Below are 25,103 nucleotides of genomic sequence, written 5' to 3'. Positions count from 1 at the left end.
GAGGGAAACAGGGAATGAAAAAGAAATTTTCAGCATTATTTGCACTATTTTTGGCCTTTACACTCGTTCTTACTGCATGTTCAGGCGGCGGGAAAGATGAGGCTAGCACAAGCCCAAGTAAGAGCAGTGGAGAAAATCCGGCAAAAGACCGCGGCAATGAAATCGTTATTGGTGTTTCTGGCGATCCGCAAAACTGGGATCCAATTGATACATTTCTTTTAGATTGGAGTACAATTGCCACTTCCGTATTTGAAGGACTTGTAGACCGTAATTTGGATTTAGAACTGCAGCCAGGTCTTGCTGAGAGCTGGGAGTATTTAGATGACAAAACATTGCAATTCAAGCTTCGTCAAGGTGTTAAGTTTCATAATGGAGAACCGTTCAATGCTGAAGCTGTCAAATTTACTTTTGATCGTTTGCTAGGTGAAGAAGGTCAAAAAGGACCGCAATATTCGAACTATACATCTATTGACAAGGTTGAAGTTGTTGATGAATTCACAGTGAACTTTAATTTAAAAAATTCAGATCCTGTTCTATTAACGAAGCTGGCTGGATACGGGGCAGTCATTGTACCGCCTCAGTATATACAGGAAAAAGGGGACGAGAACTTCAACAACAATCCAGTAGGAACTGGCCCTTTTAAAATGACTAGCTACAAACGTGACCAAGAAATTGTTCTAGAAAAGAACGCTGATTACTGGAAAGAAGGATTACCAAAGCTAGACAAAGTTGTGTATAAAGTAATTCCTGAAGCATCTACAAGATTAGCAGAATTGCAAACAGGAAAAATTGACATTATGAAGCGTGTAGAGGTAGCACAGGCTGAAACAGTAAAAGGCACTGATTTCTTAGAATTAAAAGATGTTGGTACACCAACCGCCTTCTCTTTACGATTTGATGTGTCAAAAAAACCGTTTGATAACAAACTTGTTAGACAGGCAATCAACTATGCGGTGGACAAGCAGGCGATCATTGACGAAATTCTTGGCGGGTACGGAAAACCAATCAGTACGTTCCAAAGTGAGCTTTCTTTCGGAAACAACCCTGACTTAAAGCCATACCCTTATGATCCTGAAAAAGCGAAAGAGTTATTAAAAGAAGCTGGAGTACAAGAAGGAACTGCCATTGACCTATTCATCCCTGGTAATGATGGAAACTTTAAAGAGATCTCTCAAGCTGTTTCATTCTTCTTAGAGGAAGTAGGCTTAAAGGTAAATATTAATAGTGTTGATAATACAACATTAATTTCAGATTTAATTCCAAACGCTAAAGCTGGTCATATGTACCGTCAAGGATGGGGCGGATGGACACTTGATTTCGATAACACAGCTTATTTAATGTATTACGAAGGTGAACAATGGAATCCGTCTTACAAAAATGAAACGGTTGAAGAGCTTCTTCGCAAACAGCGTTCGTCTATCAACCAGGAAGAACGTGAAGCAATCTTCAAGGAGCTAACAGAATTACTTTATGATGAAGCACCTGAACTGAATTTATATTCAGCTGTTGATTTATATGCAGTAAACAAGAGAGTTCAAAACTTCCAGCCTCCGCATGAAGATCGTATGCGACTAGAAGAGGTTTCTGTTAAATAAAAAACAGATTCTGTGTATGCAAGTCTTTGACAGAAAGAGATAGTATGAATCTCATGCTATCTCTTTCTTTTAATCTATATCATCCAAACTGTTTTAATTGAACAATAAACACGCCTTCAAGGGGGGACAAAAATGATAGCTTATGTTATTCGAAGATTGTTTCACACCATTTTAGTTATTTTCGCCATATCGTTAATTATCTTCTTCTCCATTCGGCTGACTGGGGACCCTGTTTCTGTCATGTTCCAGGCAGGGGAGCCTACAAAAGAGGCGATTGCCGAGGTGAGAGCCAATCTTGGACTAGACAAACCGCTGTATGTACAATATGGGATATTTTTGAAGGGGCTAATTACGTTTGACCTTGGTGAATCTTTCAGGAGCGGAATGCCTGTAATGGAATTAATCAAGGAACGGATTGGTGCTACGTTAGCTCTTGCTTTTGGCGGAATGGCTGTTGCAATTATTATTGCGTTCCCAGTAGGTATTTTATCAGCAGTTAAACGAGGAACGGGTGTTGATTTCTTTGGGCGTATTTTTTCACTAATTGGGATTTCCTTTCCTAATTTCTGGTTAGGTATTATGCTCATCCTTATTTTTGCAGTAAACCTGAAATGGCTGCCGTCCTCTGGCTTTGAGGGCTTCAAGCATCTTATTCTCCCTTCTATTACATTGGGTATGATATTATCAGGGATTTTGGCGAGACTAGTCCGATCCTCTATGCTGGAGGTATTAAATAAGCAATATGTGTCAACCGCAAAATCGAAAGGAATAAGTGATCTGGCTGTTATCATAAAACACGCCTTCCGCAATGCATTATTGCCTACTGTTACATTTATTGGCCTTCAATTTGGTGCACTTCTAGGAGGAACAGTTATTGTTGAACAGATTTTTTCTTGGCCGGGAATTGGCCGGTTAATTATTGATGCCATCAATCAAAGGGATTATCCGGTTATTCAAGGCGGAGTTATTTTTCTAGCAATTGTTATGGTAGTAGTCAATCTGATTATTGATTTAAGCTACACGTTTATTGATCCGAGAATAAAAATCGGGGGGAGTGGCCGTTCATGACATCCTTACAGCTCGAACAAACACCAGAGCAGCAAGTAAGCCCCAAAAAATCATTATTAAAACGGTTTTGGCGCTTTATTAAAAAAAATCCTGCCGGGTTTGCTGGAATCATCCTTGTCGTTCTAAGCTTATCGGCAGCACTCTTTGCCCAATGGATTGTTCCATTTGACCCATCAAAAGCAAGCTTGACATCCCGACTTGCTCCGCCATCTTGGGCAGATGAAACAGGCAAGTCTGTTTATTTTCTTGGCGCAGACCAAGTTGGCCGGGACTTGTTTAGCCGCATCATTTACGGGGCGAAAATTTCATTAATGGTTGGATTTTTCGGTGTTTTAATCTCATTGGTTATTGGCACTGTCCTTGGGCTTATTTCAGGCTACTTTGGAAAATGGCTAGATGATTTCATAATGCGTGTGGCAGATATCCAATTGGCCTTTCCGTTTATTTTGTTTGCCATTGTCGTTATGAGTGTGCTTGGTACAGGAATTTGGAAGATTATCATCATTCTCGGGTTAACATACTGGGTAGGTTTCGCCCGGTTAATCAGGGGAGAAGTAATTTCCTTGAAAGAACAAGAATATATTCATGCGGCTAAGGCGATTGGTGGAACTCACTTTACTATAATCTGGAAGCATATCTTGCCAAATGTGTTATCCTCGATTCTCGTACTAGGAACGATGTATATTGCAGAATTTATTTTATTGGAAGCTTCACTAACATTCTTAGGTTTGGGAGTGGACCCAACCATTCCATCTTGGGGCGGAATGCTTGCAGATAGCCGAAACTATGTCACGACTGCTTGGTGGACAGCTACTTTCCCTGGTATTGCCATTATGCTGACCGTATTGGGTTTTAACTTATTAGGAGATTGGCTCAGAGATAAATTCGATCCAAATATGAAATTGTAGGTGAGGACAAGTGAAGAATATTCTTGCGCTTTGGTCGAAAGAAGGTCTATTGCGTGATAAAAATGGCGATGGAGTTGTTGATAGTACTTCGATTTATATTAACTTGCCCGAACATCTTGTCCCAGAAGGTTTAATAGACTTCTGTGGCCGGTTAGGGTTTGAAACAACATCCCTCTCCTTCCATTTCTTTGAAAAAAGTGATAAAGCTATTCAAATGGATTTTGAACACTCGGAATTATTCACAGCAATAAGGGTAGAGAATCAGCATCTTGTTGTCAGCTATAAAGATGAAATAGAGCTTTCGACCTTGCTTAAGCTTCTAGCCTCCATGGAACCTGAATTAATAACTGAGAAAAGTTCTAGAATTGAATTGAAAGATGGCAGACTTTATAGCGGGCAGACAATTATTCCGACTTTAGCTGTTAGAAAAGATTGTCATAATACTTATCCTAAAATTAATAGTTTAGCGGACTTTTGGAGCTTCTCTGGTATAGGAAAGATCAGTGAGGCGTCCCCTTCTAAAGCATTCAGCATGAATATTGACGTTGAAGACTTATTGTGGACACCTGAACTTTTGCGTGAGCTTTGTCATTTAGCTGCTAGGGGAGCTATGTATTCTACCAAAATCGAGTTTCCTATTACAGGAAATGCAGATGCCGCTTTACAGTTTCAAGTGACGGAAGGTTCCAATATGATGTTAGAACTGTCGTATCCGAATACTTTACGTTTAGCAGGGAATAAAACTAACCTTCCGGCTGCCATTTATCATCTTGCACGGGCAAAACATTGGAGTGAGGGAGGGGAATTTGGATACTGGGAGCAGGAGCATAAATTATCTCAAAAAACAGAGCCCTCGCTTTTGTTTGAAATGAATTGGACAGATGAATGGGAAGCGGACAGAGCTTTTGAGGTTTTAGCAAATGAAAAAGACCTTGAAGGTGCAAATATCGAAATCTATTTATCAGAACCACTGGAAGTTCGAAAAGCCTTAGAGAAAGAGTGGCAGCTTCATTTTCCCCAAATAAAATCCATAACTATTCGCTCTGCTTTCAAAACGGGATTTCATTGGTTTATTGAGGAAGTTTTGCCGGAATTTATAGACTCAGAGATACAAGATGAAGGAATTCAAGGCATTGAAATAAAAGTTCAAAAACAAGCAGGTAAAAATGCACTTGAATTGCCTATTCGCTGGATTCAGGAATTGTATCCCCTTGACAAATATATAGAAAAGGAAATCGGCCTGAAGGCCGAGTTGGTTCAATATGCGTTAGAGGATGGCCTTGAACACACCTATGAGGTCTATCGAATTGGCAAGTTAGGTGAAAAATATTTAATGGGGTATTTGGACGTACCTGTTTCAAAGCTCCCATATGTAGACGAAAAGCATAGTGTTTATCCAAGTTCAAGCGCTGTACGAATACTGAAATTTGGGGAAGAACCAATTGAACATATTGTTCAATCCGACAGGGAACGCTTTTATCGTTTCTATATGCTCGAAGTGCTGCCTAGTCTTAGGCGTGAGGTTTCTAGTTATCGTCCCGGCCAAGGGCATAACCGCCCACTATTTGACCGGATAGAAATAGACGTATGGATGAGTGAGGAAGAAAGAAAATTATCCATTGATGAAGAACGTGTATCCTCCCTTGAAGCATTGCATGAGGATCTTTATTTTAATACACTGGACTACTTTGCCCATATGGGACTAGAGCTTGAAGGGAAGTCATTTGACGCTCCCGGCGGAGTTCACCCGTTTATGCATGTAACGTATAGAGAGAAGCCTAGGGCGCTAATTCGAGTCTATAGCTGGGAAGATAAACAAATAGAGCAATGGACAACGACATCTATTCAGTTTAATCGTGAAGGACATTTTTTTAAGGCTATCATGACAAATGGGCATGAGGAAATAACACGTCCAGTAGAAGCTTTTGAACTTCCTTCACAGCATATTCATAAGGATGTGCAAGATTGGATCAGCCATCAGAGTCAGTATCGGATTTTGTATCCCGACCATTCTTACCGTGGTCATGCAATTCCTGTTTTTGAATGTTTCCTTGATGCAGGTGAAGAGTTTTATTCTACTTTGAAAATGTCTCTATTTAAGAAAACCATTTTTATTGAGGCTGGCCACCATGCCAACGAGGTTTCGAGTACGCCTGCTGTATTAAAATTATTAGAACGGGCCGACGGGCATTTTGATCATTTATTAAAGGATATGAACATTGTTATTCTCCCTCTAGCAAATCCTGATGGGTACGAATTAATGCTAAAACTTACGGAAGAGCACCCGGAATGGAAGCACCATGCAGCAAGATATAATGCAGTGGGCTTGGAATATTCTCTCGTCCGTTTCCATGAAACTGTATTTGGTGAGGCAAATATATATCCAGAGATTTTGCGAAGATGGGCCCCGGATATCATCATTGATGATCATGGCATCCCTTCACATGAATGGGTCCAGCCTTTTGCGGGTTATAATAGCCCGCCGCGCTTTCCTGTCTCATATTTTCTGCCAAGTGCGAAAATATACGGAATTGGAAGATTATCAAAAGGAGAATTCCGGCCAACGCATGAAGTAAATTTAGATGTGATTGCTAATCGAATTAGCCATTGGATCAAAGGTACAAAGATTGAAGAGGAAAATCAGTACTGGAAGGAACGCTTTAAAAAGTACGGCAACCAATGGCTGCCAAAAGTTTTTCCAATCGAAGAGGTTCCCGGTATTCATTTTTATCGGCAGTCGGATGTTGCCCCAAGCTATTCAACAATCGGAATTACAAGATACCCTGAGTGGATTGCAGCTGAGGTTATCTCTGAAGCTGCGGATGAAACTGTGTATGGTGAGGTTCTCGAAAGCTGTATTGAAGCACATATTTTATTTGACTTAGCCATTTTGGAGGCTCTTCAAAAGGCAGAGATTGATGTGGAACGCCATAACAAGAACGGGCTAGGATTAGAACGGAGACGCCCACTTCGACTTTCATAAAGAGAGGGAGTTTTTCTATGAAAACATTATTACTCACTGGATTTGAACCGTTTTTAAAGTTTTCTATTAACCCAACAATGCGTATTGTTGAAGAATTGCATGAAAAAGAGGTTGGAAATTACAAGATTCATAGCAAGGTTTTAACCGTTGATTTCAAAAATTCTGGAAAACAGCTTTTAGCCCATTTAGAGAAAATTCAGCCGGACGCTGTGATTTCATTAGGATTAGCAGGAGGGCGCTATAAAATAACACCCGAACGTATTGCCATTAATGTGAATGACGGCGAGCCAGATAATAGCGGCAATATCCCAGTAGATGAAGTCATACAGGAGGAAGGAGCAGACGGCTACATGACAACCCTTCCTATACGGAAGATGGTGAATCGCCTGATAGAGGAAGGGCTTCCAGCAGAAGTCTCTAATACGGCTGGGACATATCTTTGTAATCATGTAATGTATCAAAGCCTGCACTTTGCGAGCCTGAATAAACGTCAAATGCCTTCCGGTTTTATTCATATACCTGCATCCCATGAGCTGGCAATCCAGCACGGAAAGATTCCGAGCTGGTCTCATGAAGATTTGAAAAAGGCCATTCTCACTTGTATTCAAGTGTTATCTGAAAATGAGTAATCTGCAAAAATATATTCCCGAAGCAATGGTAACTGGAGAGAATAGCATTCGGTTTTGCTTCGGCCAAAATATTGATAGTGAGACTTTTCAGAAGGTACGAAAATTTTGTATGACTGTTGAACGAGATTCAGGGTCATTGATCGAAGAGGTAGTCCCAAGCTATCACGCGGTTACCGTTTATTATAAAAAGGAAATGAAAAATCCCAACAATGATATAAAACGTCTGCTAACGAAATGGGAGCTTTGCAGTGTAGAGGAAACGGAGAATAAAATAAGAAAGCTGCATATTCCGGTATGCTATGATGACGAGTTTAGTTTAGATATAGAAAGAGTAATGAAACACACGCAATTAAGTAAGGAAGAAATTATCTACCTGCATGCTCATCAAACATATACCGTTTATATGATTGGTTTTTTACCTGGTTTTCCCTATTTAGGCGGATTGAATGAAAAATTAGCAACGCCAAGGCTGGATACTCCCCGTGCGAAGGTTTCAAAAGGGACAGTAGGCATAGGAAATAATCAGACGGGGATCTATCCGTTAGAATCTCCTGGTGGGTGGAATATAATCGGGAGAACACCGCTTGGTCTGTATTTACCTGACCGTTCGGAGCCGTTTTTTATTCAGGCTGGCGATCAGCTTGAATTTTTGCCCATTTCAATGGCGGAGTATGACAAGATCAAGAAGCGATTGGAAGAGGATCCAGAAGAGATAAAATCATTTATCATGGATTAGCGGAACAGCCCATGGAAATGGCGTGACCCGATAAAGTTTAATAATGCAATTTATAGCAGAGTTTTCTTATTAGGAAATGACCTTAGTTTATTCAATAACGGCTAGCAGATAAAAATTTTCTTATAAAAAAGGAGGTGCCGTTATGCGCATAGATTTAAATGCTGATGTCGGAGAAAGCTTTGGAACTTTTAAGATTGGTGAGGATAACGAGCTCTTTCCTCATATAACATCAGCAAATATTGCATGTGGTTTTCACGCTGGTGATTTTAACGTCATGCAAGAGACTGTGAAACGAGCAAAGGAACATGGGGTTGGAGTTGGTGCTCATCCAGGCTATCCAGATCTTCAAGGTTTTGGGCGTAGAGTATTGCAGATGGCACCGCGTGAAATTTACAATTGTGTAGTTTACCAAATTGGCGCACTTCGTATTTTTTGTGATATTCACGGTGTTCCACTTCAGCATGTGAAGCCCCATGGGGCCCTTTATAATGCAGCGGCAGAAAACACTGTTGTTGCAGAGGCTGTCGCAGAAGCTGTTTATGATTCTGCAGCTGATGTTTATTTATTCGGATTAACTAATAGTGAATTAGTAAAAGCTGGACAAAAAATTGGTTTGAAAACAGCTTCCGAGGCCTTCGCGGACCGGGTATATACGGATGATGGACGTTTGTGTTCAAGACTTTTACCGAATGCAGTGCTGAATTCATTCGATGATATTCTTGGACAAGTAAAGGAAATCGTGTTTAACAAGAGGGTCAAAACACAATCAGGTCAATGGCTGCCAATGAAGGTGGATACGATTTGCTTTCATGGCGATGGAGAAAATGTTGCCCATCATACAATGTTAATTCGAAAAGCTTTGGAAGAAGCCCGGATCCTTGTTGAATCTATAGGGAAAGAAATATGATTCCACTATTTAAAGTGAGGAAAGCGGGAGTATATGGGTCAATTCAGGACCAAGGCCGAACTGGCTATAGACGGTTTGGTGTTCCAGTATCTGGTGCTATGGATTTCCATGCTTATAAAATGGGGAACTATATTTTAGGTAATGATTTCAATGATCCTGCATTAGAGTTTTTTTTAGGTGGACTTGAGTTAGAAGTTCTCACAGACCATAGAATAGTGATTACGGGTGCTGATTTAGGAGGATTGCTTGATAGTGAACCTACACCATATTGGAAATCCTTTAATATTTTTAAAGGACAGATCCTGAAATTAACTCAACCCATTCGGGGGACTATTACGTATATCATTCCTGAAGGCGGCTTTTATGCTGAAGAACTATTAGGCAGTGCATCTACTTATCCAAAAGGTCAGCTAGGCACTCAGCTAAAAAAGGACATGATTTTATATGCTAGCAAAGAAAAAACTAACAGATTTCAAAGTAGCCTTCGACCAAGCGATATTCCCGCTTATTCTAAGGAACTTTGCGTTAGGGTTTGGCCGAGCCCACACCTAAATCGATTCCGCGAAGAAAGTGTTTATGAATTTTTCAAGTCAACATATTGCATAAAGGTTGGAGACAGAATGGGCTATCTCCTTGAAGGACCTCCTCTTTCATTTATTAATGGAAGCGACATCCTATCCGAAGCAACACAATTTGGTACAATTCAAGTTCCTAATAATGGTCAGCCAATCATATTAATGGCAGACGCCCAAACAATTGGAGGCTACTCAACAATTGGCAAAATAGTAAAAAAAGATCTCTGGAAAGTTGTCCAGCTTCGTAGAGGCTGTAAGATTAAATTCGAAATGCTTGAATAGTTGGCGGTGCACTGTCACCGCCAGAATTTAGTTTTACAGCATAAGAAGGAAATTGAAATTGCAGGAAGATAACTTAAAAGGGGAATTTTAAAGGTTATGGGGAAAGTCATTAATCAAACGATTGATTGAACAGGCGCAAACGGTTGCTGCACAAGGGCTAGGGTCAAATTAATTAAACGTTTGATTGATATGTATGTTCGTATTGGGATCCCATTTCCAAGTTCCAAGGGAAAGCCATTAATTAAACGATTGATTGAACAGGCACAAACTGTTGCCGCAAGGGCTAGCGGTAGTTTAATCAAACGTTTGATTGAAATAAATGTCCATATTAAACTAAACCTCAATATTAATAGGTTTATCTAAAATTGAGGAAAAGCCATTTCGTTCCTTTCCCCTTTCTATGTCAAAATAAATTGTATTTAATAGACAATAAAGCAGGGGTTTTTAGTTGAGTGCAAGAGGTAAATGATCACGGCGAAAATATACTGTAATTATCGAAAAGTATTTTTGAGCCCACAACTGATGGCAGTAAATCGCATAAATCTCCAAATTTAAATTGTATTCACGGAAAAGAGGAATTAAAAGCCGGTAAGTCTCCCAAATTTACATGGATTCATAAAAAAGTAGAAACAAAGCCCCGAAAGCTTCCCAATTCTTATAATCGCCACAGAAAACTGTAAACAAAAGCAGGTAAGCCTCCCAAATTTACAGAAATCCATAAAAAATCAGGAACAATTCGTTGAATTCTGAATGTTCATGTTTTATACTGTAACCTAACTAATGATCATTAGGTGATGAAAATGACGAAAAACAAAATTAAGGATGCAGCACTAACACTTTTTTCAGTTAATAGCTATGAAGAAACAACTCTGGCTAAGATTGCAGAAATGGTAGGGATTAAAACTCCTTCCATTTATGCGTTTTATAGCAATAAGGAAGATTTATTTTTAACTGTGCTTCATGAAGTATTTAGCCATCACTTTCAATATATTCAGGACATCTCGGACAGCATATCCAATGATACTGCAGAGAGGAAATTATTTACCATTCTACAAGAAATGCATTATTACCATCTGAAGGAAGAGGAGAAAACAAACTTTTATAGGCGATATATGCTTTTTCCGCCGAAAGGATTAGAGAGTAGGGTTCAGGAGGAATTTTTAAAATCTGATCGTTTTTTAGCAAACTTATTGAATAAGATATTTACTTCTGCTATCCAGAAGGGTGAAGTAAGAGAAATTGAGGTTAAAAGTTTAACAGCTAGTTTTTTATGTTTAATGGATGGCTTATTTACACAATTATTTTATTACCCAAAGGATATTGAGGCACTTGAGTGGCGGCTTAAAACGAACTGGAAAATCTATTGGGAAGGCATATCTAAATAATCAACGGGGGATGGAAATGAGACTTTTAGGAATTGAAGAAATTGAAAATATTGCGATTGGTGCTGCTGTATTGGGTACTGGCGGGGGCGGTGATCCGTACATAGGGAAAATGATGGCCATCGAAGCCATAAAGAAATACGGAAAAGTTAGAATGATTACAGTTGATGAATTAAAAGATGATGATTTAGTTGTTCCTGTTTCCTCTATTGGTGCGCCGACTGTGGGTGTTGAAAAAATTGCTTCAGAAGAGGAGCTAACAGCCTCTCTGGAGATGCTTGAAAAGGTGCTGGGAAAAAAAGCAACAGCCATCATGCCTATTGAAGTTGGCGGAATTAACTCACTTATTCCTGTAGCAGCTGCTGCGAAAAAGGGAATTCCTGTCCTAGACGCTGATGCGATGGGGAGAGCTTTTCCAGAGGCACAGATGGTGACATTTCACCTTGATGGACTTTCTCCTGGTGCGGTTACGATGGCGGATGACAAAGGCAACACACTTCTTATGTACCCAATCAACGGTGAATGGTCAGAGCGATTGGCACGTGCGGCTACCATTCAAATGGGCGGACAAGCTAAAATGTGTGATTATGCATTAGAAGGAAAATATGTAAAGCAAAGTGCCATACCCGATACATTAACCCTGGCTGAAGATATAGGGAAAATTATTCGTCATTCAAAGGTTAAAGGATTAAATCCAGTCAAAGAAATGCTTAAGAAACTTGAAGGCTTTGAATTGTTCCAAGGAAAAGCGGTTGATATCCGCCGCCGTATTCAGGAGGGATTTACTAAGGGGGAGGCTTTAATTGAAGGTATAAATAAAAATAAAGATCAGCTTGTCAAACTCTTCTTTCAAAATGAGCATTTATTGGCAGTTGATGCATCGAAAGACAAACCACTTGCCATTACTCCTGATTTAATTGCTGTGTTAGATTTAGAAACCGGCGTTCCGATCACAACAGAGGGTTTAAAATATGGGGCAAGGGTCATTATTATCGCATTCCCATGTCATGAGAAGTGGCGTACAAAAAAAGGAATTGAAACGGCCGGGCCACATTATTTCGGTTATCCATATGAATATGAGCCGGTAGAGCAGCTAGAACGGAAAAGAAAGGACTGGGAATAATGAATTATCGTGTTGGAATCGATGTCGGAGGTACACACACAGATTCCGTTCTTCTGAATGAAAACTTAGAGTGTATTTGCCAAGTAAAGGTCGCTACAACAACAGATATTAGTACGGGGATCAATCATTCTGTAAGAGAGCTTCTTAGTAAAAGTAAGGTAGATCCTCAAAGGATTAAATATGTGATGCTGGGCACGACACATTGTACAAATGCAATTGTGGAGCGTAAAAAGCTTACTAAGGTTGGTGTCATAAGGCTAGGCGCACCAGCAACAACTGCCATTCCTCCTTTAGCTGGTTGGCCGGATGACATAATCGAAAAAATTGGAATGAATACAAGAATTGCATCTGGAGGATATGAATATGACGGCAGAACAATTGCAGAGATTAACGAGCATGAAATAAGAGAAATTTGCCAAGAGTTCAAAGGAAAGACACACTCTATCGCTATTGTTGGTGTGTTCTCCCCTGTAAATCAGCTTCAAGAAAAAAGAGTCGCAGAAATTGTGAGAGAAGAATTAGGTGAGGATCTATACATTTCTTTATCAAATGAAATTGGAAGTGTAGGGTTGCTAGAAAGGGAAAATGCAACCATATTAAATGCAGCCTTAAAAGAAATCATCAAAGAGGTTGCAGAAGGTTTTCAACAAACACTTGAAAAAGAAGGAATCGATGCAAAGATTTACTTTGGCCAAAACGACGGAACATTAATGACTTGTGAATATGCACTTGAGTATCCAATCCTAACTATTGCAAGCGGCCCAACGAATTCGATAAGAGGTGCAGCACATTTGACAGGTTTGGACCATGCTTTGGTTGTTGATATAGGAGGAACAACTACTGATATTGGGGTACTTGTCAACGGCTTCCCAAGAGAGTCGTCATTGGCTGTCGATATTGGCGGGATTCGTACAAACTTCCGTATGCCAGATCTCTTATCTATGGGCCTAGGCGGGGGAACCATTGTTTATAACAAGGATGGGGAAGTAGCCATTGGACCAGAAAGTGTAGGTTACTTATTATCTGAAAAGGGCATAGTCTTTGGAGGAGATACACTAACCACAACAGATATTGCCGTCAAAATGGGGAAGTTTAAACTCGATCAGGCACAAACGGAAAATATAGATCCCGATTTAGCCGAGAAAGCTGATCAATTGATTTCTAGAATGCTAGAAGATGCAATCGATCGAATGAAAACGAGCAGAGACGATGTTCCGGTCATTCTAGTTGGAGGCGGGAGTATTCTTGTATCTTCAAAGCTCAAGGGTGTATCAAAGGTGTATATGCCAGAAAACTTTGCTGCTGCAAATGCAATAGGTGCAGCTCTAGGTGAGGTTAGCGGAGAAACCGACAAAATTTATACACTAGAATCAAACACATATGATGAAATCATTGAGGATGCAAAAAATCATGCGATTAACTCAGCGATAACAGCAGGGGCATCCCCTTCTACAGTGAAAATAGTAAGTATAGAGGATATCCCTCTCGCTTATCTTCCAGGTAATTCCATCCACGTAAAAGTAAAGGCGGCCGGTCTACTAAAAGAATAAGGGACCTTTAAAAGGAAATTTAAGAACCCTCCTTTTTAAAAAAGTCCTTGCAATCTGTGTGAGGACTTTTTTAATAGTCAAAAAATAACAGGTAATGTTATTGACACAAACGAAATTGGTGCTAAAATATTCAGTATATTTAATATATTTACTCAAAATTAAGTATACTGAATTATTACCAATGGAGGGTTAGTAAAGTGGAGGAAGTTTTTGAGAAAATCAAGAAGCTAAGGACGAGCCGTAATTGGACACTAAAGGAATTAAGTCAAAAGACAGAGCTCTCAAGCGCATTTTTATCCATGATAGAACGCGGTTCTTCATCCTTAACGATCACCTCACTAAAAAAAATCGCCGATGCCTTTGAAGTAGACATATCATACTTTTTCCAAAAGCCTTTAATCAACAAAACCTATCATGTTGAAGAATCAGAGCAAATATCTTTCCAAATTCAAAATTCCCAAACTACTTACATTCGTTTAAACGGAAATTTCCCGAACAGACTTTTTGAACCATTAATCGTTGTCTTAAAACCAAACCAGCAAAAGGATGAAAACTTTGTCCATAAAGGGGAAGAATTTTATTACATATTAAAGGGTGAAGTAAGTTTTATAGTCGATCATGACAAATTTACTGTTAAGGCCAATGAATCTATCCATTTTCCTTCTAACATACCGCATGATTATGAAAACCCGCTACAAGAGGAATCTGTCATGCTATGCGTACTAACACCCTCCATCTTTTAGAGAAAGTGGATCATTTCAAGAGAAAAAATTATTAAGGGGAGAGAATGGATGAGAGTTTCAACTGATGTTGGCGGAACATTTACAGATTTAGTATATGTATCAAATGAAGGAGAAATTGGATTTTCTAAGAGTAATACGACTCCTCCAAACTTTGAGGAAGGTGTCCTAAATGTTCTTGCGAAAAGCCAAATATCCCTAACTGAGATAGAGACATTTATTCATGGGACTACCGTTATTATTAATGCATTAACGGAAAGAAAAGGAGTTAAAACAGCCCTAATTACGACAAAAGGTTTCCGGGATGTTTTAGAAATCGGCCGTGGAAACAGGCCAGACTTATTTAACGTCCGCTATCAAAAGCCAAAACCAATTGTCCCTCGTTTTTTAAGAAGAGAGGTAGAGGAAAGGCTTAATTATAAAGGAGAAGTCATAATCCCGTTAGATAAGGACGAGATTATGAGGATAATAGATGATTTCAAAAGGGAACAGGTCGAAGCGATTGCCATTGTCTTCCTTCATTCATATAAAAATCCTTCACATGAAGTAGAAGCAGCAAAGATTATTCAGGAGTTATGGCCAGAGGTTTCTATTACGACTTCCCATGAGATGACAAAGGAATGGCGGGAATACGAGCGGACGAATACGGCTGCAATGAATTCCTATGTAAAGCCGATTGCCTCTAATTATATTAATCAATTAGAACAGAAATTAATGAAACAAAATGTGAAAGCACAAAAATATATTATGCAATCGAATGGCGGCACAACAACCTTTGGGCTGGCGAAAGAGGCCCCGATCAATATGGTAGAATCTGGTCCGGTTGCAGGTGTGTTCGGTTCAGCTATTTTAGGCGAGTATCTTGGTGAAAAGAATTTAATTGCTTTTGATGTTGGCGGAACTACGGCAAAGTGCTCCTTGATAGAAAACGGCAATGTAAAAATTACGACTGATTATCAGATTGAGAGAACAGAGAAATGGGCGGGCTATCCTTTAAAGGTTCCGGTCGTAGATATAGTAGAAATTGGGAATGGTGGCGGCTCTATTGCCTGGATCGATTCAGTAGGCTCTTTACGTGTCGGTCCTCAATCAGCGGGGGCTGTCCCAGGTCCGGTTGCCTATGGTAAAGGAGGAGAAGAACCGACCATTACAGATGCAAACCTATTAACGGGGAGACTATCAGCTGATCGATTTGAGCATGCAGTTGATTTACAGAAAGTTAAGGATGTCATGACTGATAAGGTGGCAAAGCCTTTTGGCATAAAGGTTGATGATGCAGCTTTAGGAATTATTCGTCTAGCTAATTCCAATATGCTAAATGCACTGAAGCTTATTTCAGTAAGAAAAGGCTTTGATCCTCGGGATTTTACAATGGTTGCATTTGGCGGCGGGGGACCATTACACGGCACCTACTTAGCAGCAGAATTAGGGATTAAAAAGGTGATTGTTCCAGTGGCTTCAGCTGTTTTCTCTGCATGGGGCATGTTGATGACAGATTTACGGTCTGACATTATTCAAACCTATATTAAACGATTAAAAAATGCAGATATAAACGAGATAAATGAGATGTGGCACCTATTAGAGCAGAAGAGTATGGAGCGGTATATAGATGAGGGAGTAAAGAGAGAGGATATTCTTTTCATGAGATATGCCGATCTTCGTTATGTTGGTCAGGAGCACACAGTAAAGGTGCCAATGCCAAATGGGCAGTGGGACCAAGATACAACTCAGCAAATTATTGAGTCCTTCCATTATTATCATAAAAAGGCTTATACCTTTAATTTAGAAGAGGCAGAGGTAGAAATTGTAAACTTGCATTTAACAACAGTAGGAAAGGTTAATCGACCTGAACTAAAGAAGCTGGAATCATCGAATGATCAAGAGGCTGTCGTAGAATATAGCAGAAATGTTTATTTTGAAGAGGACGGCTGGCTAATGACAAATGTATTTGACAGAAGTCAGTTGAGACCGAAGATGATGATACAAGGACCAGCTGTTGTTGAAGATAATATGTCATCTGTTGTTGTATATCCGACTCAAACGTTAGAGGTCGACCTGTATGGAAATCTAGTTATTTATACTGGAGGGAAGTAAGTTGGCGCAGAAAACAATTGATCCGTTCACATTGGAAATTGTAAAGGATTCCCTAACCTCAATTGGAGAAGAAATGTTTTTTACATTAGGACGAACTTCAATGAGCCCAATTATTTATGAGGTGTTGGATTATGCAACAGGTATAACAGATGCTAAAGGTTTTTTATTAACGCAAGGTAATGGGGTTGCTGGATTTATTGGAATGATTAGTTCGATGGTAAAAGAAACAGTAAAGAAATATGGTGATGATTTAAAGCCAGGAGATATTGTGATCATAAATGATTCTTATAATGGCGGAGGTTCTCATCTTTCTGATGTCGGATTAGTAATGCCTATTTTCTATAATGATGAATTAGTTGCTTTTTCAGCCAATAAAGCTCATTGGACAGAAATTGGGGGAAAGGACCCGGGGTCGTTTTCGAATGATGCAACTGAAATTTATCAGGAAGGACTTCAGTTTCCTTGTATTAAATTATTTGATGAAGGGAAAATCAATCAGGCCCTTGTCGAAATGATTCGAGCAAACGTAAGGTATCCGGATTTATCCATAAGTGATATGTGGGCACAAATCGCATCTTTAAGAATTGGTGAAAAACGATACCAAGAATTATGTGATAAATACGGTGTTAATACCGTTCAGCATACGGCAGATTTCCTTCTGGACCAAGGGGAGATGGCAGCAAAAAGTTTAATCAAGCTTCTGCCTAATGGAGAGTACTTTGCAGAAGACTTTATCGATACAGATGGGCTTGGAAATGGACCGTTTAAGGTACAAGTAAAGGTCACTATTATGGATGAACGCTTTATTTGTGATTTTAGAGGAAGTCATCCTCAAGTGCCTGGACCTGTTAATTGCTCCTATACGACTCTCGTTTCAGATGTTCGGACTGTGTTTTTGTCCATTATTAACGATGAGCATCAGATTAATGATGGGGTTTTCCGACCACTTGAAATCATTACAGATCCCGGTTCAATTTTTTCGTGTGAGCGGCCAGCGCCAATGTCTGTTTATTGGGAAAGTGGAGCAATGGGTGGTGACCTCGTTTGGAAGGCTTTAGCAAGTGTTCTTCCAACAAAGCTGGGTGCTGGGCATTTCCTATCTGTATGTTCCGTAACCTTATCTGGAAAACATCCCGATACAAAAGAGCCATTTTTAATTGTAGAGCCTTCAGTTGGAGGCTGGGGTGCAAATAACGAGGAAGATGGCGTAAGAGCCCAGTTCTGTATTGGTGATGGAGAAACGTATAACGTACCGGTTGAAATTGCTGAATCAAGATATGGAATCATGGTCGATGAGTACTCTCTAAATACGGATGGTGCTGGTGCAGGGCAATTTATTGGAGGTTCAGGAGTTATTCGTTCCTATAGAGCTTTAACTGATCATCAAGCTGTTTCTGTAACGTACGGACGTAATAAATTTGCACCATGGGGTTTGCGTGGTGGGAAAGATGGATCAACTAATCACTTTTATATAGAAAAAAGTAACGGAGAAGTCGATGGACCATTTGGTGTGTATGCTCGCTATCCTTTAAATAAAGGAGATGTCGTTAAGCTTGTAACAGGGACTGGCGGAGGGTATGGAAACCCATTTGATAGAGACGCCCAGCTCGTAGCTGAAGATGTAAAAAATGCATACATTTCAGTTGAACAAGCTGAGGAGATCTTTGGAGTTTTAATTGAAAAGGATACTTTTAAAATTAAAGGATTAACGAAGTGTAGACTAGACAGTTAGGAATAGGTTCGGTGCAATTGAAATAAAAAAGATAACTAGGAGGTTCCCTTTTGAGGACTTTAACACAGCAAGAAGCAGAGGACATTTTATATGGTGCATGTATATATGGTACTGGGGGTGGAGGTGATCTAAAGGAAGGTTTAAGGATCATCAGCGAGATCTACTCGAATGGGAAGCAAGTTCGAATGGTTTCCTTAGAAGATGTTGAAAAGGATTGGCTAATTGCTTCGCCCTATTATGTTGGTTCGGTTGCCTCCCCTAAAAAGGAAGTAGTGGAGAAACTAGAAAATCTTCTAAAATCGAAGGAAAATGTATCTGTTTTAGCTGCGAAGTCATTGCAGAAAGCATTAGGAAAAAAGCTAGATGCTGTCATTCCTACAGAACTTGGTGCAAATATCGCTTGGGCTATGGAAACAGCTGCTTCTCTTAATATCCCGTTAGTAGATGCAGATCCTGCCGGAAGGGCTGTCCCAGATATTGCTCATACAACATTTAATATTTTCGATATACCCATTGCCCCGTTCGCTCTTGCCAATAAGTATGGGGACGTTTTGATTGTGCAGTCGGTTGCTAATCATGATCGTGCAGAGGATATAGCTAGGAACTTTGCCATTTCTTCAGGCAATATTGCCGGAATGTGCGACCATCCTATATTAGGTGAAAGGTTAATGAGTACAGTTATTCGTGACACTCTTACTAATTCTGAGCGTGTCGGAAAGGCTAGGAGACTAGCAAATGAGCAAGGTCTATCTCCTATCAATCCGATATGTGAAGCTGGTCAAGGAAGGATTTTAATAAAGGGGACCGTAACGTCTTCGAACTGGAAAGATGTAATTGGATTTATAGAAGGAAATATCACGATTTCCTCTCTTGATGGGAAAGATTATTTATCACTATGGTTTAGAAATGAACATATGGTTGCTAGGAATGGTGATGGGATCGTCTCTATTATTCCAGAATTAATAACAGTTGTTGATTTGAACGATGGGCACCCGATATTAAATCCAAACTGTAAAGAAGGAATGGAAGTGGCCGTTATTACTTACCCTGCACCGCAAGCATGGGAAACTGAAAAGGGTTTAGCTATTTTCGGTCCGGAATACATTGGAGAGAATAGAGAATTATATTCTCAGCTTAAGAGTTTAGCAGATTTTTCACATACGAAGCAGGCTTAAACTCAACATGATTTTTGGATAAATAACAATAGTAGGAGGTAGGAGGAAATGAAAAGAACTAAATGGTTTTGGTTCATGACTGTCTTGAGCTTGCTTGTTGTATTAGCTGCATGCAGTAATAATACAGCCACAAATGATGGCAATAGTTCGGACGGCAAAGAGTCAGAGGGTGCACCAAAAGGCGGCGTGGCGGTGTTTGGAGCTCATGATGAAATTATGACATTTTGGGATCCAAGTGATAGCTATTCGAATGAAATTGTTGCCATGAACAATATGTATGAAACCTTATTGAGGTATGATGCAAATTCTGAAACATTCACAAATGTACTAGCTGAAGGGTATGAAGTATCTGAAGATGGACTTACTTGGACTTTTACATTAAAACAAGGGGTAAAGTTCCATACAGGAAACGAAATGACAGCTGAAGCTGCTAAAGCCGCTATTGAAAGAACGATGGAAAGAGGAAAGGGAGCGGCATTCATCTGGGATCCTGTACAGGAAATTCATGCAAAGGATGCTTATACGTTAGAATTTGTTTTATCCTATCCGGCAGCTTTAGACACCATTGTTTCATCAGGCTACGCTTCTTTCATTTTTGATGCAAAGGCAGCTGAAGAAAATGGAGGCGAACAATGGTTTAATGAAGGGAATTCTGCAGGTACAGGACCTTATAAGCCAGAAAAATGGGAGCGGGGAAGCCAATTAATCCTGACTTCAAATAACGAATATTGGGGTGAATGGAAGCCAAATCAATTTCAGAAAGTGGTCTTCAAATCAATCCCTGAAGCAAATACTCGACTGCAAATGGCAAAAGGAGGCGAACTGCATTTCGTTCAGCAGCTGCCAAATGAACTCGTAAAATCTTTAAGTGGGGATAATACGGTTTCAATTCAAGAAACAGAAAGCTTCCAGCAATTAATTTCATTATTCAATACGGAAAAAGAGCCTTTAAATAATCCAAAGGTTCGTCAGGCTATTTCCTATGCGATTCCATATGAAAGCATTGTTAAGGATATTTTAGGCAATACAGCTACTCAATCCTTTGGATCAATCCCAAAAGGCTTATGGGGACATAGTGAGGATTTAAAGCAATATGAATACAACATCGAAAAAGCAAAGGAATTGTTAAAGGAAGCCGGAGTAGACGGTGGGAAACTAACGCTTACTTACCTCTCCGCTGATGAAGATGAGCGGCAAATAGCCGAATTAATGAAGATTGAATTTGCTAAGATTGGTTTTGATTTAGAGCTAAAAGGCATGCTTTGGGAAGCTCAATGGGACCTTGCTAAATCACCAAATCCTGAGGAGCGTCAAGATATATTATTTATGTACTGGTGGCCGGACTACGCAGATCCGTATTCATTTATGAAGAATTTATATGGATCAGAGGATGAAATCGTGTTTAATTTAGCTTACTTTAAAAATGTAAGCTATGACAAATTGGTAGATGAAGCACAAAAGATTGCAGGTGTTGATAGAGAGAAAGCAATTGATTTGTATAAACAGGCACAGGATATTTTAGTGGAAGAATCACCAGGACTATCACTTTACGACAAAAAATATGTGCGTATTATTAACAATAGCCTCGGGGGATATGTAGATAATCCAGCATATCCAAACGTAGTATTTTTCTATGACACATTCAAACAATAGGTGATCCCTTATGATTCGTTTTTTTCTCCGTAGATTGTTACTTGGTATTTTTGTATTATTTGGTGTTTCATTGATCACCTTTATTATTGCTAGAGTTATTCCTTCTGAACCAGCAGCCCGTTGGATTGGACCGAAGGCAACTGCTGAACAAATTGCAGCAGCCAAGGTTGAATTGGGGTTGGACCAACCCCTTTATATTCAATATTTAACTTATATGAAAGGGTTATTTTCAGGTGATTGGGGAGTATCTATTACTTCCCATCAATCTGTTTTAAAAGAACTTTTAACCTTTCTTCCGTCAAGCTTAGAAATTATTTTTGGCGGCATGTTAATCGCGATAATCATTGGGATTCCATTAGGAGTTTTGACGGCAATTAAAAAGGAAACATGGTTAGATCATCTTGCGAGAGGAATAAGCATTGGCGGTGTGTCCATTCCAACCTTTTGGTTAGCGATGATCCTGCAGCTGATTTTCTATCAAACATTAGGATGGTTTCCGTTAGGTGAAAGGGTATCAACGGATGTTGCATTACTTTATCCAATCGAAACGATAACGGGATCCAATTTGTTAGATTCCTTATTGCAAGGGAATTGGATTTACTTCAAGGATGCACTTATGCATTTAATATTGCCAATGCTAACAATGGCGGCATTTCCTTTAGGAGTGGTCACAAGGATGACACGATCCTCCATGCTTGAGGTAATCGGTGAGGAATACATGCGCGTTACTAAAGCCTATGGTTTTTCAAATATAACTAGAACGTTTAAATATGCCTTGAAAAATGCTATGGGTCCAACGGTTACATCGCTCGGTCTTACATTTGCCTATGCATTGACAACTACTTTTCTCATTGAATCTGTTTTTACATGGCCAGGGTTAGGATTGTATACTTCTAAAGCTATTCTTTCATCAGATTATCCAGTCATAATGGGTATAACAATTTTTGTTACAGGAGCGTATCTCTTTGTAAACTTCCTAGTTGATATGGTCTTAGCCATACTAGACCCACGAATTAAGTTAAATGCGGAATAGGAGGAAAACAATATGCTTAAAGTGAATCCAAATGTTTCTCCTCCTTCCTCGGAGAAAGCATTAATGAAGAAAAGTTCAAATAAAAGTGCATTTTTGAGTGAAATTCGGTATTTCTTTAAAATGAATAAGCTGGCAGGAGTAGGCTTTTTTATCATTTTATTTTTGGTGGCTATCGCTGTTCTGGCGCCAGTCATTGTTCCTTACCCAGGCGATATTGCCTCTGAATCACATTTAGAGAAGAAGTTTTTGCCTCCGAGTTCGGAGCATTTATTCGGAACGGATGAACTTGGAAGAGATTTATTTAGCAGAGTGCTATACGGTGCAAGAATCTCTTTCCAAATTGGCTTAATTGCGATTGGGTTAGCTGTAGCAATTGGTCTTCCTTTAGGCTTAATTGCGGGCTATTTTGGAAAATGGATTGATGAGACCATTATGCGGATTTGTGATATTTTCTTAAGCTTTCCACCCCTATTGTTATCCATTGCCATTGCAGCATTATTAGGTCCCTCCATTACAAATATGATGATTGCCATCGCTATTTCCTGGTGGCCGTGGTATACGAGATTAATACGCGGACAAGTCATTTCGTTACGTGAACGTGGATTCGTTGAGGCTGCAAAAGCGATGGGGGTTCCATCTTGGACAGTCATCATAAGGCATATCCTGCCAAACAGTTTAGCCCCGATCATCGTCCAAATATCAATGGACTTTGGCTCGATTATTCTGACAGCTGCATCTTTAAGCTTTCTTGGGCTAGGTGCACAGCCTCCCCAGCCAGAATGGGGACTTCTCATTAATATAGGGAAGAATTTCTTTTTGACAAATTGGTGGTATGTCACATTCCCAGGTTTATTTATATTTATTACTGTTATGGCCTTTAATTTATTTGGAGATGGATTGAGAGATTATCTAGATCCGAAAACCCGTGATCAATAGGAGGGAAAAGAAGTGGATGTTCTTTTAGAAATGAAGAATGTAAAGGTAGAAATTGAAACTCGCTCCGGAACATTTACCGCTTTGGATCTAGAACAGCTCTCGATTAATCGTGGCGAAACAATAGCCTTAGTAGGTGAAACGGGTTCAGGAAAATCTATGACAGCATCTGCAATCATGAATTTGTTTCCTACTAAAAAGGCTAGTATTAAAAGCGGGTCTATCCTTTTTGAAGGGGTTGATTTAGTAAGCATTCCTGAAAAAAAGATGGAGGGATTTAGGGGAAAATCAATGACAATGATTTTTCAAGACCCGATGACATCATTGAATCCAGTCTTTCCGATTGGAGAACCTATGATAAATATGATTCGAAAGCATTTATCACTTTCAAAAAAAGATGCAAAGGAGAAAGCGATAGAATCTTTATCCTTTGTCGGGCTCCCGGATCCAAAGGGGACTTTAAAAAGATACCCCCATGAACTAAGTNNGCGTCAGAGAGTCATGATTGCGATGGCAATGGCGTGTAATCCTAAGCTATTAATTGCTGATGAACCGACGACTGCCCTAGATGTGACTATTCAATCGCAAATTCTTTATATAATTAATAGAATGAAAGAAACACATGGTACGTCCATTCTTTTTATTACCCATAATCTCAGTGTCGTTTCAAAAATTGCCGACCGAATTGTCATTATGTACGGTGGTCATATCGTTGAAACAGGGCGGACGAAGGAAGTGTTTCAAAATCCGAAGCATCCTTATACAACGATGTTAATGGATGCAATTCCAAAGCTAAAAGAAACGCGTGAGAAACTGCCTGTTATTGATGGAATGATTGACCGATCACTTACAAGCTGTCCTTTTTTCAACCGTTGCCCTAGTGCAAGACCAGAATGTAATACTAAAGGGATGCCAAATTTAACGGGTGTAAATGAGACTCACAAAGTGGCCTGTAATTATCCGAATGGGGGAGGTTCTGTTCATGACTGATTTACTGGAAGTCGTAAATTTAAAAAAATACTTTCCCGTTAGAACAGGTTTGTTTCGAAAAAAGAGCTTTTTGCATGCAGTTGATGATGTTTCTTTTTCGATTAAAGAAGGGGAATGCTTTGGCCTTGTGGGGGAGTCAGGCTGCGGCAAAAGCACAATTTCGCGAACTATTTTGCGTTCTCTAGCTCCTACAGATGGATCTGTTATTTTTGGTAATAAAGATCTATTCACATTAAATAAATTAGAAGATAAAAAAAGCCGTAAAGAAATCCAAATGGTATTTCAAGACCCATATTGGTCAGTTAATCCGAAAATGACGATTGGCTCCATTATTGAAGAACCAATGAAAACCCATCTTTCCCTGAACAACCAAGAGAGAGAGGCAGAAGCGAAAAGACTTCTATATGAAGTGGGGCTTTCAGAGGACTTCTATAAGCGCTACCCGCATCAATTAAGCGGCGGGCAAAGACAGCGGGTTGGGATCGCCCGTGCCATCGCATTAAATCCTAAATTTATTATTTTAGATGAGCCAACATCTGCCCTTGATATGTCAGTGCAGGCACAAATTTTGAATTTATTAAAGGATCTTCAGCAATCCAAAGGGTTTACGTATTTATTTATTTCACATGATTTAAGTGTTATTAAACATATGTGTACAAGAGTTGGCGTTATGTACTTAGGGGAGTTTGTAGAAATTGGAGAGGTGGATCAAGTCTTTGATAAGCCTGCCCACCCCTATACACAACTGCTCTTGCAATCTTTGCCGACCATCGATGAACAGTCCGCTTTTTCCCTTACGATGTATGAAGGTGAAATGCCTAAAGCTATCGATCCACCTGAGGGCTGCCGCTTTGCACAACGATGCCTTTATGCTGTTGAAGACTGCTCAGAAAAGCAAGAACTAGTAGATTATGATGATGGGCGGATGGTCCGGTGTCATTTGGTAAAGAGCTGATGGATGAAAGGTTCATGGTATACGTTTTGATAAGAAAGCGGCTCAAACGGTAGTCATGAG

Annotated in this window: 21 protein-coding genes; all 21 read left to right on the top strand. The window is 39.7% G+C overall.

Annotated elements, in window-relative coordinates:
* Window positions 1-14 precede the first annotated feature (14 nt).
* A complete protein-coding gene (locus tag V7127_RS07260) occupies window positions 15-1,595 on the top strand; it encodes an ABC transporter substrate-binding protein (RefSeq protein ID WP_335353242.1) in 1,581 nt (526 codons plus the stop codon).
* 132 nt (window positions 1,596-1,727) lie between these two features.
* A complete protein-coding gene (gene nikB / locus V7127_RS07255; protein WP_335353243.1) occupies window positions 1,728-2,663 on the top strand; it encodes a nickel ABC transporter permease in 936 nt (311 codons plus the stop codon).
* Window positions 2,660-3,571, top strand: coding sequence for an ABC transporter permease (locus V7127_RS07250; RefSeq protein ID WP_335353244.1), 912 nt, complete (start codon window positions 2,660-2,662; stop codon window positions 3,569-3,571). The genes nikB and V7127_RS07250 overlap by 4 nt, the downstream gene beginning before the upstream one ends.
* Before the next feature lie 10 nt (window positions 3,572-3,581).
* On the top strand, window positions 3,582-6,554 hold the full coding sequence (locus V7127_RS07245) for a M14 family metallopeptidase (RefSeq protein ID WP_335484508.1): 2,973 nt from the start codon (window positions 3,582-3,584) through the stop codon (window positions 6,552-6,554).
* Window positions 6,555-6,571: 17 nt separating this feature from the next.
* Window positions 6,572-7,183 carry a pyroglutamyl-peptidase I gene (locus tag V7127_RS07240; RefSeq protein ID WP_335484506.1) on the top strand — a complete coding sequence of 204 codons (612 nt, stop codon included), beginning with the start codon at window positions 6,572-6,574 and terminating at the stop codon, window positions 7,181-7,183.
* A complete protein-coding gene (gene pxpB / locus V7127_RS07235; RefSeq protein ID WP_335353246.1) occupies window positions 7,176-7,919 on the top strand; it encodes a 5-oxoprolinase subunit PxpB in 744 nt (247 codons plus the stop codon). Before V7127_RS07240 ends, pxpB begins: the two co-directional genes overlap by 8 nt.
* 142 nt (window positions 7,920-8,061) lie before the next feature.
* Complete coding sequence (locus tag V7127_RS07230; RefSeq protein ID WP_335484504.1) at window positions 8,062-8,826, top strand: LamB/YcsF family protein; 765 nt, start codon at window positions 8,062-8,064, stop codon at window positions 8,824-8,826.
* A 14-nt stretch (window positions 8,827-8,840) separates the two neighbouring features.
* Complete coding sequence (locus V7127_RS07225) at window positions 8,841-9,683, top strand: biotin-dependent carboxyltransferase family protein (protein WP_335484502.1); 843 nt, start codon at window positions 8,841-8,843, stop codon at window positions 9,681-9,683.
* 189 nt (window positions 9,684-9,872) lie between these two features.
* Window positions 9,873-10,046: a hypothetical protein gene (locus tag V7127_RS07220; RefSeq protein ID WP_335484500.1), complete on the top strand. Its 174-nt coding sequence runs from the start codon at window positions 9,873-9,875 to the stop codon at window positions 10,044-10,046.
* A 437-nt stretch (window positions 10,047-10,483) separates the two neighbouring features.
* Window positions 10,484-11,068, top strand: coding sequence for a TetR/AcrR family transcriptional regulator (locus V7127_RS07215; RefSeq protein WP_335353249.1), 585 nt, complete (start codon window positions 10,484-10,486; stop codon window positions 11,066-11,068).
* A 16-nt stretch (window positions 11,069-11,084) separates the two neighbouring features.
* Window positions 11,085-12,188, top strand: a complete 1,104-nt coding sequence (locus tag V7127_RS07210) for a DUF917 domain-containing protein (RefSeq protein WP_335353250.1) — start codon at window positions 11,085-11,087, stop codon at window positions 12,186-12,188.
* Window positions 12,188-13,738 (top strand): hydantoinase/oxoprolinase family protein, encoded by a 1,551-nt coding sequence (locus tag V7127_RS07205; protein ID WP_335353251.1) that lies wholly within the window; start codon window positions 12,188-12,190, stop codon window positions 13,736-13,738. Before V7127_RS07210 ends, V7127_RS07205 begins: the two co-directional genes overlap by 1 nt.
* A 197-nt stretch (window positions 13,739-13,935) precedes the next feature.
* On the top strand, window positions 13,936-14,481 hold the full coding sequence (locus tag V7127_RS07200; RefSeq protein WP_335345170.1) for a helix-turn-helix domain-containing protein: 546 nt from the start codon (window positions 13,936-13,938) through the stop codon (window positions 14,479-14,481).
* Window positions 14,482-14,529: 48 nt separating this feature from the next.
* Window positions 14,530-16,572: a hydantoinase/oxoprolinase family protein gene (locus V7127_RS07195; protein WP_335484497.1), complete on the top strand. Its 2,043-nt coding sequence runs from the start codon at window positions 14,530-14,532 to the stop codon at window positions 16,570-16,572.
* A 1-nt stretch (window position 16,573) separates the two neighbouring features.
* Complete coding sequence (locus V7127_RS07190; RefSeq protein ID WP_335484495.1) at window positions 16,574-18,304, top strand: hydantoinase B/oxoprolinase family protein; 1,731 nt, start codon at window positions 16,574-16,576, stop codon at window positions 18,302-18,304.
* A gap of 50 nt (window positions 18,305-18,354) precedes the next feature.
* Complete coding sequence (locus V7127_RS07185; RefSeq protein WP_335345167.1) at window positions 18,355-19,479, top strand: DUF917 domain-containing protein; 1,125 nt, start codon at window positions 18,355-18,357, stop codon at window positions 19,477-19,479.
* 48 nt (window positions 19,480-19,527) lie between these two features.
* A complete protein-coding gene (locus V7127_RS07180; protein ID WP_335345166.1) occupies window positions 19,528-21,132 on the top strand; it encodes an ABC transporter substrate-binding protein in 1,605 nt (534 codons plus the stop codon).
* Window positions 21,133-21,142: 10 nt separating this feature from the next.
* Complete coding sequence (locus V7127_RS07175; RefSeq protein WP_335345165.1) at window positions 21,143-22,165, top strand: ABC transporter permease; 1,023 nt, start codon at window positions 21,143-21,145, stop codon at window positions 22,163-22,165.
* A gap of 12 nt (window positions 22,166-22,177) precedes the next feature.
* A complete protein-coding gene (gene nikC / locus V7127_RS07170; RefSeq protein WP_335345164.1) occupies window positions 22,178-23,101 on the top strand; it encodes a nickel transporter permease in 924 nt (307 codons plus the stop codon).
* A gap of 30 nt (window positions 23,102-23,131) precedes the next feature.
* Entirely contained in the window at window positions 23,132-24,088 is a 957-nt protein-coding gene (locus V7127_RS07165) for an ABC transporter ATP-binding protein (RefSeq protein ID WP_438823979.1), read from the top strand.
* Window positions 24,081-25,043, top strand: a complete 963-nt coding sequence (locus V7127_RS07160; protein ID WP_335484491.1) for an ABC transporter ATP-binding protein — start codon at window positions 24,081-24,083, stop codon at window positions 25,041-25,043. Before V7127_RS07165 ends, V7127_RS07160 begins: the two co-directional genes overlap by 8 nt.
* Window positions 25,044-25,103 lie beyond the last annotated feature (60 nt).

This window comes from Bacillus sp. JJ1773 (assembly GCF_036962035.1).
Taxonomy (GTDB): Bacteria; Bacillota; Bacilli; order Bacillales; family Cytobacillaceae; genus Cytobacillus.
The sequence above is the reverse complement of the archived record's forward strand: the minus strand, read 5'-3'. Positions and strand labels throughout refer to the sequence as shown.

Coding starts and splice junctions, on each gene's coding strand:
- V7127_RS07175 (WP_335345165.1), top strand. CDS start 21,143: ATGATTCGTTTTTTTCTCCGTAGATTGTTACTTGGTATTTTTGTATTA.
- V7127_RS07180 (WP_335345166.1), top strand. CDS start 19,528: ATGAAAAGAACTAAATGGTTTTGGTTCATGACTGTCTTGAGCTTGCTT.
- nikC (WP_335345164.1), top strand. CDS start 22,178: ATGCTTAAAGTGAATCCAAATGTTTCTCCTCCTTCCTCGGAGAAAGCA.
- V7127_RS07250 (WP_335353244.1), top strand. CDS start 2,660: ATGACATCCTTACAGCTCGAACAAACACCAGAGCAGCAAGTAAGCCCC.
- V7127_RS07195 (WP_335484497.1), top strand. CDS start 14,530: ATGAGAGTTTCAACTGATGTTGGCGGAACATTTACAGATTTAGTATAT.
- nikB (WP_335353243.1), top strand. CDS start 1,728: ATGATAGCTTATGTTATTCGAAGATTGTTTCACACCATTTTAGTTATT.
- V7127_RS07260 (WP_335353242.1), top strand. CDS start 15: ATGAAAAAGAAATTTTCAGCATTATTTGCACTATTTTTGGCCTTTACA.
- V7127_RS07160 (WP_335484491.1), top strand. CDS start 24,081: ATGACTGATTTACTGGAAGTCGTAAATTTAAAAAAATACTTTCCCGTT.
- V7127_RS07215 (WP_335353249.1), top strand. CDS start 10,484: ATGACGAAAAACAAAATTAAGGATGCAGCACTAACACTTTTTTCAGTT.
- pxpB (WP_335353246.1), top strand. CDS start 7,176: ATGAGTAATCTGCAAAAATATATTCCCGAAGCAATGGTAACTGGAGAG.
- V7127_RS07210 (WP_335353250.1), top strand. CDS start 11,085: ATGAGACTTTTAGGAATTGAAGAAATTGAAAATATTGCGATTGGTGCT.
- V7127_RS07205 (WP_335353251.1), top strand. CDS start 12,188: ATGAATTATCGTGTTGGAATCGATGTCGGAGGTACACACACAGATTCC.
- V7127_RS07220 (WP_335484500.1), top strand. CDS start 9,873: ATGTATGTTCGTATTGGGATCCCATTTCCAAGTTCCAAGGGAAAGCCA.
- V7127_RS07240 (WP_335484506.1), top strand. CDS start 6,572: ATGAAAACATTATTACTCACTGGATTTGAACCGTTTTTAAAGTTTTCT.
- V7127_RS07230 (WP_335484504.1), top strand. CDS start 8,062: ATGCGCATAGATTTAAATGCTGATGTCGGAGAAAGCTTTGGAACTTTT.